At 64.4% G+C, this 15,432-nt stretch carries 21 protein-coding genes; 12 read left to right on the top strand and 9 right to left on the bottom strand.

The genetic code is table 11. The features are described from left to right. Positions 1 to 918 (bottom strand): ABC transporter permease subunit, encoded by a 918-nt coding sequence (locus LPJ38_RS30510; RefSeq protein WP_008564687.1) that lies wholly within the window; start codon positions 916 to 918, stop codon positions 1 to 3. 263 nt (positions 919 to 1,181) lie between these two features. On the opposite strand from LPJ38_RS30510, the gene LPJ38_RS30505 reads away from it, so the two are divergent. Both LPJ38_RS30505 and LPJ38_RS30500 read left to right on the top strand, forming a co-directional pair. After that, positions 1,182 to 1,349, top strand: coding sequence for a hypothetical protein (locus tag LPJ38_RS30505; RefSeq protein ID WP_167520225.1), 168 nt, complete (start codon positions 1,182 to 1,184; stop codon positions 1,347 to 1,349). 266 nt (positions 1,350 to 1,615) lie between these two features. Then, positions 1,616 to 2,140 carry a hypothetical protein gene (locus tag LPJ38_RS30500; protein WP_145628465.1) on the top strand — a complete coding sequence of 175 codons (525 nt, stop codon included), beginning with the start codon at positions 1,616 to 1,618 and terminating at the stop codon, positions 2,138 to 2,140. Here LPJ38_RS30500 and LPJ38_RS30495 read toward each other — a convergent pair. From LPJ38_RS30495 to LPJ38_RS30480, 4 genes are all read right to left on the bottom strand, one after another. After that, a complete protein-coding gene (locus tag LPJ38_RS30495) occupies positions 2,102 to 2,494 on the bottom strand; it encodes a carboxymuconolactone decarboxylase family protein (RefSeq protein WP_124162311.1) in 393 nt (130 codons plus the stop codon). The two genes, LPJ38_RS30500 and LPJ38_RS30495, sit on opposite strands and share 39 nt — an antisense overlap. A 114-nt stretch (positions 2,495 to 2,608) precedes the next feature. Then, positions 2,609 to 3,391 (bottom strand): 3-oxoadipate enol-lactonase, encoded by a 783-nt coding sequence (gene pcaD / locus LPJ38_RS30490; protein ID WP_145628462.1) that lies wholly within the window; start codon positions 3,389 to 3,391, stop codon positions 2,609 to 2,611. Between the two features lie 31 nt (positions 3,392 to 3,422). Beyond that, on the bottom strand, positions 3,423 to 3,689 hold the full coding sequence (locus tag LPJ38_RS30485) for a hypothetical protein (protein ID WP_145628459.1): 267 nt from the start codon (positions 3,687 to 3,689) through the stop codon (positions 3,423 to 3,425). 52 nt (positions 3,690 to 3,741) lie between these two features. Then, positions 3,742 to 5,097, bottom strand: coding sequence for a 3-carboxy-cis,cis-muconate cycloisomerase (locus LPJ38_RS30480; protein WP_145628456.1), 1,356 nt, complete (start codon positions 5,095 to 5,097; stop codon positions 3,742 to 3,744). Positions 5,098 to 5,266: 169 nt separating this feature from the next. On the opposite strand from LPJ38_RS30480, the gene LPJ38_RS30475 reads away from it, so the two are divergent. From LPJ38_RS30475 to LPJ38_RS30440, 8 genes are all read left to right on the top strand, one after another. Continuing rightward, positions 5,267 to 5,713, top strand: a complete 447-nt coding sequence (locus tag LPJ38_RS30475) for an SRPBCC family protein (protein WP_008564659.1) — start codon at positions 5,267 to 5,269, stop codon at positions 5,711 to 5,713. Between the two features lie 135 nt (positions 5,714 to 5,848). Beyond that, positions 5,849 to 6,334 carry a (2Fe-2S)-binding protein gene (locus LPJ38_RS30470; RefSeq protein ID WP_027576463.1) on the top strand — a complete coding sequence of 162 codons (486 nt, stop codon included), beginning with the start codon at positions 5,849 to 5,851 and terminating at the stop codon, positions 6,332 to 6,334. A 33-nt stretch (positions 6,335 to 6,367) separates the two neighbouring features. Continuing rightward, positions 6,368 to 7,174: an FAD binding domain-containing protein gene (locus tag LPJ38_RS30465; protein WP_145628454.1), complete on the top strand. Its 807-nt coding sequence runs from the start codon at positions 6,368 to 6,370 to the stop codon at positions 7,172 to 7,174. Positions 7,175 to 7,234: 60 nt separating this feature from the next. Then, positions 7,235 to 8,158: an AAA family ATPase gene (locus LPJ38_RS30460; RefSeq protein ID WP_145628451.1), complete on the top strand. Its 924-nt coding sequence runs from the start codon at positions 7,235 to 7,237 to the stop codon at positions 8,156 to 8,158. A gap of 120 nt (positions 8,159 to 8,278) precedes the next feature. After that, positions 8,279 to 9,481: a vWA domain-containing protein gene (locus LPJ38_RS30455; RefSeq protein ID WP_145628448.1), complete on the top strand. Its 1,203-nt coding sequence runs from the start codon at positions 8,279 to 8,281 to the stop codon at positions 9,479 to 9,481. A 10-nt stretch (positions 9,482 to 9,491) separates the two neighbouring features. After that, positions 9,492 to 9,815: an XdhC family protein gene (locus tag LPJ38_RS30450; protein WP_008564652.1), complete on the top strand. Its 324-nt coding sequence runs from the start codon at positions 9,492 to 9,494 to the stop codon at positions 9,813 to 9,815. A 2-nt stretch (positions 9,816 to 9,817) separates the two neighbouring features. After that, positions 9,818 to 10,519, top strand: coding sequence for an XdhC family protein (locus tag LPJ38_RS30445; RefSeq protein WP_145628445.1), 702 nt, complete (start codon positions 9,818 to 9,820; stop codon positions 10,517 to 10,519). Then, entirely contained in the window at positions 10,516 to 12,120 is a 1,605-nt protein-coding gene (locus tag LPJ38_RS30440; RefSeq protein ID WP_145628441.1) for an NTP transferase domain-containing protein, read from the top strand. The genes LPJ38_RS30445 and LPJ38_RS30440 overlap by 4 nt, the downstream gene beginning before the upstream one ends. 99 nt (positions 12,121 to 12,219) lie before the next feature. Here LPJ38_RS30440 and LPJ38_RS30435 read toward each other — a convergent pair whose 3' ends face one another. Then, entirely contained in the window at positions 12,220 to 13,065 is an 846-nt protein-coding gene (locus tag LPJ38_RS30435; RefSeq protein ID WP_145628439.1) for a hypothetical protein, read from the bottom strand. Between the two features lie 107 nt (positions 13,066 to 13,172). Here LPJ38_RS30435 and LPJ38_RS30430 point away from each other — a divergent pair, with 107 nt between their 5' ends. Both LPJ38_RS30430 and LPJ38_RS30425 read left to right on the top strand, forming a co-directional pair. Continuing rightward, the gene (locus LPJ38_RS30430; RefSeq protein ID WP_145628436.1) at positions 13,173 to 13,562 is read left to right on the top strand and encodes a DUF4189 domain-containing protein; all 390 of its coding nucleotides are present in this window, start codon (positions 13,173 to 13,175) and stop codon (positions 13,560 to 13,562) included. 64 nt (positions 13,563 to 13,626) lie between these two features. Further along, complete coding sequence (locus LPJ38_RS30425) at positions 13,627 to 14,037, top strand: DUF2000 family protein (RefSeq protein ID WP_145628433.1); 411 nt, start codon at positions 13,627 to 13,629, stop codon at positions 14,035 to 14,037. A gap of 121 nt (positions 14,038 to 14,158) precedes the next feature. Here LPJ38_RS30425 and LPJ38_RS30420 read toward each other — a convergent pair whose 3' ends face one another. The 3 genes from LPJ38_RS30420 to LPJ38_RS30410 are packed head-to-tail and all read right to left on the bottom strand — an operon-like array spanning position 14,159 to position 15,381. Continuing rightward, positions 14,159 to 14,572, bottom strand: coding sequence for a GFA family protein (locus tag LPJ38_RS30420; protein ID WP_145628430.1), 414 nt, complete (start codon positions 14,570 to 14,572; stop codon positions 14,159 to 14,161). A gap of 12 nt (positions 14,573 to 14,584) precedes the next feature. Beyond that, positions 14,585 to 15,049 carry an SRPBCC family protein gene (locus tag LPJ38_RS30415; RefSeq protein ID WP_145628428.1) on the bottom strand — a complete coding sequence of 155 codons (465 nt, stop codon included), beginning with the start codon at positions 15,047 to 15,049 and terminating at the stop codon, positions 14,585 to 14,587. Then, entirely contained in the window at positions 15,046 to 15,381 is a 336-nt protein-coding gene (locus LPJ38_RS30410) for an ArsR/SmtB family transcription factor (protein ID WP_145628425.1), read from the bottom strand. Before LPJ38_RS30410 ends, LPJ38_RS30415 begins: the two co-directional genes overlap by 4 nt. Positions 15,382 to 15,432 lie beyond the last annotated feature (51 nt).

Raw genomic sequence — 15,432 nt, 5'->3', positions numbered from 1 at the left:
TCAGACTTTTTCGACTTCGGGGCGACCGAGAAGGCCGGTCGGCATGAAGATCAGCACGACGATCAGGATCGAGAACGCCGCGACGTCCTTGTACTCGACCGAGAAATAGGCCGACCAGAACGTCTCGATCAGGCCGATCGCCAGCCCGCCGAGCATGGCGCCCGGCAGCGAGCCGATGCCGCCGAGCACGGCTGCGGTGAAGGCCTTGATGCCGGCGACGAAGCCCATGAAGAAATCGACCAGGCCATAGTAGAGCAGGTACATCAGGCCGGCGACCGCGGCGAGCGCGGCCCCGATCACGAAGGTCATGGAGATGGTGCGGTCGACGTCGACGCCGAGCAGCGCCGCCATGGTCTGGTCCTGCTCGCAAGCGCGCATGTCGCGTCCGAGGCGGGTGCTCGACACCAGCCAGGTGAAGAGCGCGAGCAGCACGATAGTGGTGATGACCACCATGATCTGAATATTGGAGAGTTGAATCACGAAGCCGTCCGGGCTCTCGTGCAGGGTGTAACCGCCGGTGATGAAGGGCGGGATCGGCTTGACGCGGGCGCCCTGCGCGACCTGCGAGTAATTGGTCAGCACAAAGGACATGCCGATCGCCGACAGCATCGGGGCGAGGCGGAAGGAATGGCGCAGCGGCCGGTAGGCGATGCGCTCGATGGTCCAGCCATAGAGCGCGGTGATCGCCATCGAGACCAGGAGCACGATCAGCAGGATCAGGGGGATTGCGGTCAGGCCGAACGAGATCAGGATCAGGAAGGTGATGAGGGCGATGAAGCCGCCGATCATGAAGACGTCGCCATGAGCGAAGTTGATCATGCCGACGATGCCGTAGACCATCGTGTAGCCGATTGCGATCAGGCCGTAGATGGAGCCGAGCACGAGGCCGTTGATGAGCTGCTGGGCGAAATAATCCATGGCTGCCGTTACCACACCTGACGCGGCTCAAAGGGAGCTCTTGAGAAAGAGTTCTTGGGCCCCGGCAGCCCTTGAGCGTTCTTCCGGTTTTGTAACAGGAGGGAACTGGCGGCCGCAACTGGCCAAGCCTTGGCACAAAGGCTTGTACAGGAATCATTTCGCACTCGGGTTCCAGCAATGGAAGGAACCGGGTTCCGGCGGCAACCAATCTGGAGGCCGGCCGTTATCTTCCCTCTGACGTCCAACAAGGGAGTTTCCCCGAAATGACGAAGCAGCAGAACCAGAATCCGGGCCAGCAGAGTCAGAACCCCGGCCAGCGTAATCCGCAGCAGCAGGGTGGCGGCCAGAAACCTGGACAGCAGCAGCAGGACCCGATGCGCCAGGGCGATCGTCCCGGCCAGCAGCAGGGTGGCCAGCGCGATCAGGACTAGCGAGTTTGGGAACCCAGTGTGAGGAAAGGCCCCGCCGAAAGGCGGGGCCTTTTCCTTTATGGAAGAGTTATTCCGGGGCGGCGCGAAGAGCCGAACCCCGAATCTCGAGATTCCGGGTCTGGTGCTGGCGCACCATCCCGGAATGACGGCGCGGAAGGGGCAGTTAAGGTAAACAAAGGGTTTAAATTGCCGCCACAGTCTGATGCGAGTTAGCTCCCCGAGGCCGCTCTCGGTTGAAGGCGGTCGGCCAACAGGCGGGAAGCGGCATGTTCAGGAATTGGCGAATCGGTTCGGTCGACGGCGCGCTGCTGGCGGCCTATTTCATTCCGGTCTGGACCCTCGTCGCCTTCAACATCATCGTGGCACCGGTGCACGGCCTTTACGAGCGGCCGAGCGTCGCCGTCGCGCTGTTCATGAGCGACCATCTCGAGATGGCGGGTATGGACACGGTGCGCGCCGCTTGGCTGCTGGCGCTCGGACGGCTGACGGTGGTGGCGTTCTTCGCGATTTATCTCGTGCTGCTCTGCATCCCCCGCACGCGGAAGAATGGCGGCAGCGACGAGGCGCTTGGCATTGCGCTGGCGATCGGCAGCCTGATCTCGTTTGCCAGCATGGTGATGGCCTCGAAGGTCGGCGAGATGGCCGCGCTTCGCCTGCATGCCACCGAGCTCCTGCTGCTGCTCGGTGCCGCCATCGTGCTCGTGATCGAGAAGCCGGAGGCAGCGCCAAAGACTGTCGAGAGCGCCGCTCCCCTAGCTCTTGAGCAGGCCGAGCTCCTGCACAATCGCTGAGGCTTCCTTGACGGCGTGATTGACCGCCGGCACGCCGCAATAGATCGCCTGCTGCAGCAGGATTTCCTTGATATCGTCGGGCGTGAAGCCGCCCTCGGCGAGCGCTGCGCGTACATGCAGGCGGAATTCGTCCCATTGCCCGAGCGCGACCATGGTGCCGATCACCAGCACCCGCCGCGTGCGCTCGTCGAAATGCGGCCGCGTCCAGATCTCGCCCCAGGCGTAACGGGTGATCATGTCCTGAAAATCGGTGTTGAAGGCGTTGCGGTTGGCGATCGACTTGTCGACCCAGGCATTGCCCAGCACCTTTCGGCGCACGTTCATGCCGGCATCGCGGCGCTTCTGGTCGTCCATTGTCTTTCCTCCTCTCCGTCATTGCGAGCGCAGCGAAGCAATCCAGAGTGTCTCCGCGGAGGGATTTCTGGATTGCTTCGTCGCTACGCTCCTCGCAATGACGGCCTTGTGTGACTAGCGCTGCGTCAAGAATCCCACCACCGCGTCCGTGAACGCATGCGGCTGTTCGACGTTGGAAATGTGGGCGGCGTCGATGATGGTCATGCTGGCGCCGGGAATGCTCGAGCGGATCAGTTCGCCCGCCGAGATCGGGGTTGCCACGTCGTGGCGGCCGGCGATCACCAGCGTCGGGCTCTTGATCTTGGGCAGTAGCGCACGCTGGTCCAGCGTCGATAGCGCCTCGCAGCAGGCGAGATAACCCTCGACGGGGGAGGCGAGCAGCATCGACTTCATCTTCGCGGTGATCTCAGGCTCGCGCTCGCGGAAATCCTGCGTCAGCCAGCCTGCGATCACGGCATCGGCGACCGCCGCGATTCCGCCCTTCTTCACGGCGTCGATGCGCTCCAGCCATTTGGTCGGTTCGGCATAATAGCAGGAGGTGTTGGCGAGGATGAGCTTGCCGAAGCGCTCCGGCGCGTTGGCGCCCAGCCATTGCCCGACCATGCCGCCCATCGACAGGCCGCACCAATGCACCTTCTCGATGTTGAGATCGTCGAGGATCGCGAGCACGTCGCGGCCAAAGCGCTCCATCGTGTAGGGACCGGGCGGGACGCTCGACTTGCCGTGGCCGCGGCGGTCATAGCGGATGACGCGGAACACCTGCGTCAGCGCCTTCATCTGCGGCTCCCACATCTGAAGCGTACAGCCGAGCGAATTGGAGAGCATCAAGGTCGGTCCGCCGTCGCGGCCCTCGACGGAGACGTTGAGCAGGCATCCGTCGGCATCGATCGTGGGCATCGGTCGTTCCTCATTGTCTTGATTGGGCCGGCTAACGCCGCCCGGTCAGGAGGGCGGACAATTCGCGCCAACGCCACTCCATTTCTTCTTTCATCTGCTTATCATAGTCAGGGTCTTCCGATCGTATATCGATGTCGTCGGCAAAGTTGACCAACCTGCTCCATGATCTAGCGGCGGCTTCACCGACATTGGCGTCCTGTACGTCGAATTTAAGCGTTCGAGCGTATTCAACATCAATGGTCTCACCTGACGCGGCGCGCTGCAATGCTTGGATTAGCGGGTCGATGCCTGCTGCCATTGATCAACTCCGCGAGCGAATGCTCGATGTAAGTCGAGGTCGCATTGGTCCATCAGGCTTCGTCGAGGCTGTCCAGCAGCCGGTCGATCAGGGCCTGGGAAGCCCCTTGATAGGCCATCGGCTCGAACAATGCCGCAATTTTTTCCGGCGCCAGATGCGACGTGACGAGCGAATCGGCCGACAGGACCTCGCGCAGATGTTTCTTCTCGGCGACGGCGCGCTTGCTGGCGGCTTCGATGAGATGATGGGCATCGCTCTTGCCGATTGTCTCGGCCAGCGCAAAGGTGACCGCCTCCGCCATGATCAACCCGTGCGTCGCATCGAGATTGCTGCGCATGCGGGCGGTATCGATTTCGAGGCCCTCGGCGATATCGACGATGGCGGCCAGCGCCCCCGAGGTGACCAGCATCAATTGCGGCAGCGTCGGCCATTCAGCGTGCCACGGGCCGGCACTGCGCTCATGATCCTGCACCTGCGCGGCCAAAATCGTGGCAGCGAGCTGCGGGGCCATGGTCGCTGCCCCCAGCGCACTAGCGGCGGCAACCGGGTTGCGCTTGTGCGGCATGGTCGAGGAGCCGCCGCGGCCTTCGCCGGCGGGCTCGAACGCTTCGGCGACGTCGGTCTGCATCAGCAGCGATACGTCGCGCGCGATCTTGCCGCAGCTGCCGGCGAGGATCGCGAAGCTTGAAGCGGCCTCCGCAATGCGGTCGCGATGGGTGTGCCAGGGGGCTTCGGGCAGCGGCAGGTTTAGCTCCTGCGCCAGCCGCTCGGCGACTGTGAGCCCCTTATCTCCGAGCGCGGCGAGCGTACCGGCGGCGCCGCCGAATTGCAGCGCGAGGCCCTCGCGGGAGAGCCGCCTGAGGCGGCAGCGGGCGCGTGCAAGGCTTGCGGCGTATTCAGCGGCCTTCAGGCCGAACGGCATCGGCAGCGCGTGCTGGAGCCAGGTTCGCGCCACCATCGCGGTGGCGCGATGGGCGCGCGCCAATGCGGCAAACCCCTTGATGGCGCGGCTGAGGTCGGCATCCAGGACCCCGATGCCGGCGCGCAGCGTGAGCATGGTCGCGGTGTCGATGACGTCCTGACTGGTCGCGCCCCAATGCACGTAGCGCGCAGCCTCCGCATCGGCCTTGCCGACATTGGCGGTCAACGCTTTGACCAGGGGAATCGCGAGATTGCCCGACCGCGTTGCAGCCTCGGCCAGGGCGGCCATGTCAAAGGCATCAGCCCTGCAGGCGGACGCGATTGGCCCCACCGCGGACGAGGGGATCACACCTGTGGCGGCCTCGGCGCGGGCCAGAGCTGCCTCGAAATCGAGCATGTTCTGCAGGGTCGAACGATCGTCGCAGGCCGCGCGCATGGCCGCGCTCGACAGCATCGGGGCAAGCAGGGGGGAGAGCGATGTACTCATGTCACGCGGGACCTAACCACCATGCCCGGCCTGTGCCAATCCCAAACCATTGACGCAAGTATTTTGCAGTTGCGAATATGCATTGCACGTGACCGGGGGGCGCCCTTTCCTTTATGGCCTCCGTGCGTTACTTGAACAGCATTATAGTTATGCGATCCGGGAGGCACCCATGGCCATGACGATGAACGGCGAAGTCCAACTTGCGGCGCCGCGCGAGGCCGTGTGGGACAAGCTCAATGATCCCGAAGTTTTGAAGGCCTGCATTCCCGGCTGCGAGGAGCTGGAGAAGACCGACGACGGCGGCTTTCGCGCGACCGCGAAAATGAAGGTCGGCCCGGTGTCCGCGCGCTTCAAGGGCAAGGTCACGCTGTCCGATCTCGACCCGCCCAACGGCTACAAGATCTCTGGTGAAGGCGAGGGCGGGGTGGCCGGCTTCGCCAAGGGCGGCGCAGCCGTCAGGCTCGCGGAGAAGGACGGCGGCACGCTGCTCTCCTACGACGTCGAGGCACAGATCGGCGGCAAGTTGGCGCAGCTCGGTCAGCGCCTCATCAACGGCGCGGCCAAAAAGCTGGCCGACGAATTTTTTGCGAACTTCGCCAAGGCGGTACAGGGCTGAAGGCTATCGCCTTTCGGCATGGCGCCTTGCGCCGGGGGTGATGTTGCCCCCGGGCATATTGGCCCATATGATGGGTTGGAATAACTATAAGAACCGCTTCGACGGGACCCGTTGGGGCGCTGATAGAGAGTGCTTATGGCAAAAATCTCCCTCATCGTGAACGGCAATCCAGTCACGGCCAATGTCGATCCCCGCACCCTCCTGGTGCAGTTCCTGCGCGAGAATCTGCGGCTGACCGGCACGCATGTCGGCTGCGACACCTCGCAGTGCGGCGCCTGCGTCGTGCATCTCGACGGCAAGGCGGTGAAGTCCTGCACCACGCTCGCGGTGATGGCCGACGGCCACGAGGTCAAGACGATCGAGGGACTGGCTGCCGACGGTGCGCCGCTGCATCCGATGCAGGAAGCCTTCCGCGAGCATCATGGCCTTCAGTGCGGCTTCTGCACGCCCGGCATGATCATGACCGCGATCGACATCGTGCATCGCAAGGGTCATGAGCTCGACGACCACACCATCCGCGAAGAGCTGGAAGGCAATCTCTGCCGCTGCACCGGCTACCAGAACATCGTCACTTCGATCTCCGCCGGCGCCAAGGCGATGGCGAAATCCGATCTCGCGTAAACCGCGCACGCATTCCGCGATCAGGACACCCCCATGTACGAATTCAAATATCATCGCCCCGGCACCGTGCGGCAGGCGGCCAATCTGCTGGTGAAGAACGAGGACGCCAAGGTGATCGCCGGCGGCCACACGCTGATTCCCGTCATGAAGCAGCGCCTCGCCAGCCCGCCGCATCTCGTGGACCTCTCTCACATCGAGGGGCTCAACACGATCGAGATGAAGGGCCGCTCGCTGGTGATCGGCGCCACTGCCAGGCACGCCGAGGTCGCGACCTCCGCCGTCGTCGGTGAAGCGATCCCGGCGCTGGCAAATCTCGCGAGCCAGATCGGCGACCCCGCCGTGCGTCACAAGGGTACGATCGGCGGCTCGCTCGCCAACAACGATCCGACCGCGGATTATCCGGCCGCCGTGCTCGCCTTGGGCGCCACCATCGTCACCAACAAGCGCCGCCTCAAGGCGGAAGAATTTTTCCAGGGCCTGTTCTCGACCGCGCTCGAAGCCGACGAGATCATCACCAAGGTTATGTTCCCGCTGCCGAAGAAGGCGGCCTACATCAAATTCCGCAACCAGGCCTCGCGCTACGCCTTGGTCGGCGTGTTCGTGGCGCGGCGTCCGTCGGACGTGCGGGTCGCCGTCACCGGTGCGGGCTCCGAAGGCGTGTTCCGCGTCGAGGCGTTCGAGGAGGCCTTGAAGAAGCGCTTCGCCGCGAAAGCGATCGAAGGCATCGATGTGCCGGCGGACGGGCTCAACAGCGACATCCACGGCAGCGCTGAATACCGCGCGCATCTCATCGGGGTGCTGACGCGCCGCGCCCTCGATGCCGCCAATGCCAAGGAGTGAGTGAACCTCACGCTTCGGCCAAACTTGTCCCGGTAGGGGCGTAGCGAGACTGGCTTTTTCATGACTTCAGCGGCCACTTCTTCCGGTGCTGTGCCGGCATCGGTCGACGCGATGCTCGAACTGCTCACATCGCGTGGCTATCTCGCCGAGCGGTCGCTGGCGACGGTGACCTATCTGTCGCTGCGCATGGGCCGGCCGCTGTTCCTGGAAGGTGAAGCCGGCGTCGGCAAGACCGAGATCGCCAAGGTGCTCTCGGCGGCGCTGGGTCGGAAGCTGATCCGCCTCCAGTGCTATGAAGGCCTCGATGTCTCCTCCGCGGTCTACGAGTGGAACAGCGCCGCGCAGATGATCGCGATCCGGATGGCGGAAGCCGCCGGTGACACCGATCGTGACCAGCTCTCGAGCGACATCTTTGCCGACCGCTACATGATCAAGCGGCCGCTGCTGCAGGCGCTGGAGCCCGATGTCGCCGGTCCGCCGGTGCTCTTGATCGACGAGCTCGACCGCGCCGACGAGGCGTTCGAGGCATACCTGCTCGAAATTCTCAGCGACTTCCAGGTGACCATCCCCGAATTCGGCACGGTGAAAGCGCCGAGCCCGCCGATCGTCATCATCACCTCTAACCGCACCCGCGAGATCCACGACGCGCTGAAGCGGCGCTGTCTTTATCACTGGGTCGACTATCCCGCAGCCGAGCGCGAGCTCGCGATCGTCAAGACGCGCGTGCCCGGTATTTCCGTCAAGCTGTCGCAGCAGGTCGTGCGCTTCGTCCAGGCGTTGCGCAACCAGGACTTCTACAAATCGCCGGGTGTCGCCGAGACCATCGACTGGGCCACCGCCCTGTCGGAGCTGGACGCCCGCTCGCTCACCCCGCAAGTGGTCGGCGACACCTTGGGCGCGCTGCTCAAATACCAGGACGACATCACCCGGATGCAGGGCGACACCTTGCAGAAGGTGCTGAAGGACGCGACGAGCGACAATTAGTTTGGTCGTTCCGGGGCGATGCATAGCATCGAATCCGGAACCTCGAGATTCTCAGGTGCGCAATTGCGCACCATAGTTCACGCTTCGCGTGCCCCAGAATGACGCCAAGGGCGACACACCATGGCCATCAACCACCTTGCCCCCGAGCAGACCGAGCAATTCGCCGACAACATCGTCGGCTTCGCCCGCGCGCTGCGCGCGGCCGGCATGCCGGTCGGCCCAGGCGCCGTCATCGACGCCATGAGCGCGTTGCAGGTGATCGACATCGGCAGCCGCGCCGACGTCTTCACGACGCTGGAGGCGATCTTCGTCAAGCGGCATGAGCATGCGCTGATCTTCAAGCAGGCTTTCAACCTGTTCTTCCGCGCCTCCGAGGAGTGGAAGCATATGCTGGATTCCGTGCCGCTGCCGGAGCAGGCGAGAAAGAAGCCGCAGGCAGGCTCCCGCCGTGTTCAGGAGGCGATGTCGCAGCCGCGCATGACGGAGACTCCGCAGCACCAGGAGCAAGATCTGCGCCTGTCGGTCTCCGACAAGGAGATCCTTCAGAAGAAGGATTTCGCGCAGATGAGCGCGGCGGAGATCGCGGAGGTCTTGCGGGCCATCGAGAAGATGCACCTGCCGCAGGCCGAGCTCCTGACGCGCCGGCATCGGCCCGATCCGCACGGCCTTCGGCTCGACCTGCGCCGGACGCTGCGTGCCTCCTTGCGCACCGGCGGCGACATCATCGACATCCACCGCCTCGGGCGGATCGAGAAGCCGGCGCCTATCGTGGCGCTGCTCGATATCTCGGGCTCGATGAGCGAGTACACCCGCCTGTTCCTGCATTTCCTGCATGCCATCACCGATGCCCGCAAGCGCGTCTCGGTGTTCCTGTTCGGCACCCGCCTCACCAACGTCACGCGCGCCTTGCGCCAGCGCGACCCCGACGAAGCGCTCGCGAGCTGCTCGGCGGCGGTGGAGGACTGGGCCGGCGGCACGCGGATCTCGGCCTCGCTGCACAACTTCAACAAATTGTGGGCGCGGCGCGTGCTGAGCCAGGGCGCCATCGTGCTCCTGATCTCAGACGGGTTGGAGCGCGAGGCCGATTCCAAGCTGGCCTTCGAGATGGACCGGCTGCACCGGTCCTGCCGGCGGCTGATCTGGCTGAACCCGTTGCTCCGGTTCGGCGGTTTCGAGGCCAAGGCGCAAGGTATCAAAATGATGCTGCCGCACGTTGACGAATTCCGGCCGGTACATAATTTGAGTTCGATCCAGGAGCTGATCACAACGCTCTCCCGGCCGCTGCCGCCGCATCACCGCAGCCTGATCCGCTCCGCAGCTTGAGAGGCACCCCATGCTCGATCGCGACGAGGATATCCTGAAGGCGGCGGAAGACTGGCAGAAGGCCGGCCGTGGCGTCGCGCTGGCGACCGTGGTGGAGACCTGGGGCTCGGCCCCGCGCCCGGCGGGCTCGAGCCTCGTCATCAATGACGAGGGCACGTTCCTGGGATCCGTTTCCGGCGGCTGCGTCGAAGGCGCCGTCGTTACCGAGGCCATGGACGTGATCGAGAGCGGCAAGCCCAAGATGCTGGAATTCGGCGTCGCCGACGAGACTGCCTGGAATGTCGGCCTGTCCTGCGGCGGCACCATCCGCGTCTTCGTCGAGAAGGTCGGTTAGCCGTGAAGCTCGCGATCCTGCACGAACTCAATTCCGAGCGCGCCGCGCGCCGGCCCGTGATCCTGGTGACGGACACCGAGAGCGGCGAGCAGCGCCTGGTGAAGGCCGCAGACTTTGCCAAGGATCCGCTGCGGGCCGAGCTGGAAAAGCAGCTGCGCATGGGCAAGAGCGCCAATGTCGAGGCCGGCGGCAAGAAGCTGTTCCTCAACGTCTACGCGCCGACCGCAAAGCTCGTGATCGTCGGTGCGGTCCATATCAGCCAGGCCTTGGCGCCGCTGGCGCGCTCGCTCGGCTATGACGTTACCGTGGTCGATCCCCGCACGGCCTTTGCCAGCCCAGAGCGCTTTCCCGACATTCCGCTGATCGCGGAGTGGCCCGATACTGCGCTGCCGCCGCTCAATGTCGATGCCTACACCGCCTTCGTCGCGGTGACGCACGATCCCAAGATCGACGATCCCGCGCTGCTGCACGCCTTCGAGCGCAATTGCTTCTACATCGGCGCGCTCGGCTCGCGGAAGACTCATGCCAAGCGCGGCGACCGGCTGCGGGCGCAGGGCGCCAAGGACAGCGACATCGCGCGCATCCATGCGCCCATCGGGCTTGCGATCGGCGCAGTCTCGCCGTCCGAGATCGCGGTGGCAATCATGGCCGAGATCACCGCGGTGCTTCGGCTGCCGCCGAAGGAGAAAGAAGAAGCGGCATGAAGTTCGGACCGGCGAGCCCCAAGGATGCGATTGGCGGGGTGACCGTCCACACCCTGCGCCAGGGACCGCTGGTGCTGAAGAAGGGCACGACGATCGGTCCTGCCGAGGTCGAGGCGCTGGAGCGTGCCGGGATCAAGGACATCGTCGTGGTGCGGATGGAGGACGGCGACGTCTCCGAGGACGTTGCGGCCGCCAGCATCGCGCTCGCGATCGGCGGCGACGGCATCCATGTCGAGCGCGCCTTCACCGGCCGCGCCAATCTGTTCGCCGCGCGCGCTGGCGTGCTGGTGATCGACCGCGCGGCGGTCGACCGCATCAACAATATCGACGAGGCCATCACCTTTGCCACGCTTTCGGCCTACAAGCCGGTGGTCGAGGGCGAGATGGTCGGCACCGTCAAGATCATCCCGTTCGGCGTCGAAGGACGCTTGCGCGATGCTGCGGTGAAGGCCGCCGGCAAGGACGTGCTGAAGGTCGCCCCTTACGTCATCACGCGTGTTGGCGTGGTCTCGACACTGCTGCCGGGCCTGTCATCCAAGGTGATCGACAAGACGCTGCGGGTCACCGCCGAGCGGCTCGCGCCGGCGGGCGCCGGCATCATCGCCGAGCGGCGCGTCCCGCATGAAGAGCAGGCGCTGTCGGCCGCGATCAAGGAGTTGCTCGCGCTCGGCGCGGAGCTCGTGATCGTGTTCGGGGCATCCGCGATCGCCGACCGCCGCGACGTCATTCCGGCTGCCGTCACCGGCATCGGCGGAGAGATCGAACATTTCGGCATGCCGGTCGATCCCGGCAATCTGCTTCTGATCGCCCGGGCAGGCAATGTGCCGCTCTTGGGCGCGCCGGGCTGTGCGCGCTCGCCGGTCGAGAACGGCTTTGACTGGGTTCTGATGCGGCTGCTCGCCGGCATCCAGGTCACGCGGTCCGAGCTGATGGGCATGGGCGTCGGCGGCCTGCTGATGGAGATCGTGACGCGGCCGCAGCCGCGCGCCAAGCCGGAGACCGAAGGCAACAGCCAGGTCGCCGCCATCGTGCTGGCGGCCGGCCGCTCCACCCGAATGGGCGGGCCGAACAAGCTGCTCGCCGAGTTCGGCGGCAAGAAGCTGGTGCGGATCGCCACTGAGCAGGCCCTGGCCTCGAAGGCGTCCGAGGTGATCGTCGTCACCGGCCACCAAGGCGAGCTGGTCGAGCAGGCGCTGCAAGGCCTGAAGGTCAAATTCGTCCGCAATCCGGATTTCGCCGGAGGCATCGCGAGCTCGGTCAAGGCAGGCATCGCCGCGGTGCCGGAGACCTGCGACGGCGCCGTGGTGTGCCTCGGCGACATGCCGCTGATCGATGCCGGCCTGATCGACCGCCTCATCGATGGTTTTGCACCGGACCGCGGCAACCTCATCGTCGTGCCCGTCAGTGAAGGCCGCCGTGGCAACCCGGTGTTGTGGTCGCGCCGTTTCTTCAAGGAATTGATGGCGCTCGACGGCGACGTCGGCGCAAGGCATTTGATCGCCAAGCATGCCGAGGCGGTCGCCGAAGTGCCCGTCGACGGCGAGAGCGCCTTCCTCGACATCGACACGCCGCAGGCGCTGGAAGCGGCGAGACGCGGGTAGGCTGCGTGGGCGGATTAGCCCAAGGCGTAATCCATCGCTGTGTTTCTCCGCGGAAACGAAAGAGGTGGATTACGCTTCGCCAATCACCCGAGGATGTCGCTAGAGACCACCGATCAATTTGAACGCCAGCTTTGGCGTTGGTCCCGAAAGGTCGTGGACCAGTGTGGCCGACATGGCGTCGCTTTCGCAGATGTAAGCGTGGCTGAGCGCATAGGTCCGGCCAGACAGCGTGAAGGCCAGCTTGATCGCGCCGCAGATGCGCTCGGTGTCGCTTCGCTGCGAGGGGCGGACTTCCCTGAAGAGGTCGTGCAGATTTGTTCCGACCACCAGCGGCACTTTCCCGCAGACGTCACAGCCGTTCGGAAGTTGCTTGGTCAGTTCAGCCACGTCGTTGGGGGCACTGACAAACGTTTCGGACAGCAGAATCGTCGGTGAGAGCCTGAAAAGGCGCGTCTGCAACAGGCGGATGTCCGGTGCGAGCTTGAGCTCCCTGGCTTTCTTGATGTGCCCGCCAATTCTTTGAACGATAGCCGGATCCTGAATTTCCTCGAGTCTGAGCTCGTTGATGGCGTCCGTCGGAGCCAGGACCGCGATCATGAATGCGTCCTTCGGCGGCTTGCTTGCAACCTGCAGCCGCGTGCTCGTTGCGATGCCGTTCTGGAATTCCTGGTTCTTGTTCGAGAACGTCTCCTTCGTCTCGGCCACGCTTTTCCAGCCCTTGGCGATCAACGTCACCTGCGTTCCCTTTCGGACGGTCCCATATACGCAGACGGAAGATGGTCCCCGCGCCGGGCAGAGATAGGCGTCTCGAAACAGTCCTTGCTGGTCTGCGGAGCAAGCGGTTGTCGCCGAGAGCATGGCGAGCATGACAAGCGGCAGATGTTTGATCACGATCAGGCCTCCCCTGGTCGCGGCGGGCGTCGGGTCGAGCGCGCGCAACGACACGAGATAGATATCCCCTCGTTGCCTGCCGATTTCAACCACCCGTTCACCATCTGGAAACGACCGGGCCTTAGAGTCGACCGGACTGCCTTGGGGGGAGGGGTTTTTCCATGGCTTCGAACGTCGTCGCGCGCCGTTGCGCGATGTTTTGCTTTGCGCTGTCCATCTGTGTCACCGGCGCCCGCTATATCACCGAAGCCCACGCCGCCGGCGCCATCGCGGTCGGCAAATGCGGCGCCTATGGCCAGGCCTATGATTACGGGGCCGAGCACGAGGCGCGTGCCGCGGCACAGAAGCAATGCAAGGGCGATTGCACGACCGTGACGATGAAGCGCGCCTGCGCCGCGATGTCGGTCGATCTCACCAATCCGTGCGGCGCCTATGGCTACGCCGTCAAGCCGAAGATCTCGGCCTCGCTCAATGCCGCCACGCGCGAATGCTACAAATATGGCGGCAAGGAATGCGTGATCCGCGCCTGGGCCTGCGACGCGAAGGGCTGATTGCTCTTGCTGTCGTGATGGGGCAATGCGTAGCATCGCCTGGAAATGACAGTGGAAGAAACGAATGCAGTTCGACACCAAGATCGCCGTCGTGATCCGGACCGATCTTCAAGTCTGGCAGAAGCTCAACGTCGCCTCCTTTCTCACCAGCGGCATCGCCGCGGCCTTTCCGGAATGCATCGGCGAGGCCTATGAGGACGCCTCTGGCACGACATATCATGCGCTGATCGGCCAGCCGATCCTGATCTACGGCGCCGATGCTCCCGCATTGTCGCGCGCGCTGGATCGCGCGCTCACCCGCAACGTCAAGCCGGCGGTCTACACCGAGGACATGTTCAAGACGACGCACGACGCCGCCAACCGCGAGGCGGTGCGGGCCGTGGCGCGCACTGATCTCAATCTCGTCGGTATCGCAATGCGGGCCGAGCGGAAGATGATCGACAAGATCGTCGATGGCCTGAAGTTCCATGGCTAGCGGTCGCGCCCGACAGCTTCCACATCATCATTCCGAGCGAAACAAAGCAATCCAGAATCTTTCCGCGGAGGTGTTCTGGATTGCTTCGTGGCTTCGCCCCTCGCAATGACGGAGTGGGTGGCTACCCGGGCGGCATGCCGTCGAACTTCAGCAGGCTGGGATCGAGGCGATCCCAGTCATGGCCGCGCGCGGCGAAGGTGACGGCTTGCGGCTGGTAGCGCGTGGGTTCGTCGAGGCTTGCGGCGCGGATGGTGAAGACGTCGGGCTGCGCCGCGAAGGTCAAGTAGACGGCCACGCCGCATTGGATGCAGAAGCCGCGCGTCTTCACGTTGCCGTTGTCGGCGACCATGTCCCAATGCTTGGCGTCGCCCGTCAGGGTGACGCCGGCGCGCGCGAACGTCGCGTAGGAGCCGTGACCACTTCCGCTCTCGCGCTGGCAGTCCCGGCACTGGCAGTGATTGCTGAACAGGGGCTCGCCGGCGATCGAATAGCGGATCGCGCCGCAGGCGCAGCCGCCGGTAAAGGGCTTGTCCATCGCCAGGCCTCCTTACTTGTCTTCGCCCGAGACGGCATCGAGCCGCTGCAGCACCTTGACCCAGCCATCGCTCATGTTGCGATAGGCGGTGTCGTTCTTCGGCGTCACGAAGCCCGAATGCACCACACGCACGCGGGTGCCGGCCTCAACCGGCGTAAGCGACCAGGTGACGACGGTGTCGAGCGCCGAGCCATAGCCGGTGTTGCTCTCGTCGCCGCCCTTCCAGGCATAGGAAAAGCGCCGGTTCGGGGCGACCTCCAACACGCGGCAATGGATGGTGCCGTCCCAAGCGCCGGCCGGATTGGTCTTGAACGTGAACCTGTTGCCTTCGACGGCTTCGAAACCGGTCGGCGGCATCAGCCATCGCGCGATCAGCTGGGCGCTGGTCAACGCCTTCCAGATGACCTCGACCGCATGAGGGAAAACCTCGTCGATGACGATGTCCTTGGTCTCAACATTGGAAGCAACTGCACTCACGGGTCGATCTCCTTCAAGAGGTCACGCAGATTCTGGAAGCGCTCGCGCCAGAACACGCCGTAATGGTCCATCCAGGTGACCAGGGGCTCGAGCCCTTGCGGCGCGGCGCGGTAGTAGACGTTGCGGCCCTCGGCACGCTCGGCGACGAGGCCGGCCTGCTTGAGCGATTTCAGGTGCTGCGAGATCGCGCCCTGGGTCACGCCGCTGCCGCGCGTGAGCTCGGCGACGCTGATCTCCTTGCTCTCGAACACACGCTCGAACACGGCGCGGCGGGTCGGATCGGCAAGGGCGCGCATCACGATGGTGATGGAATTGGGGACGGCGTCGATCACGTGTTTTCATTAGCTCATACTAATTAATTAGTCAATGCTAATTTATCATTG

The sequence above is a fragment of the Bradyrhizobium daqingense genome, assembly GCF_021044685.1.
GTDB lineage: Bacteria > Pseudomonadota > Alphaproteobacteria > Rhizobiales > Xanthobacteraceae > Bradyrhizobium > Bradyrhizobium daqingense.
The sequence above is the reverse complement of the archived record's forward strand: the minus strand, read 5'-3'. Positions and strand labels throughout refer to the sequence as shown.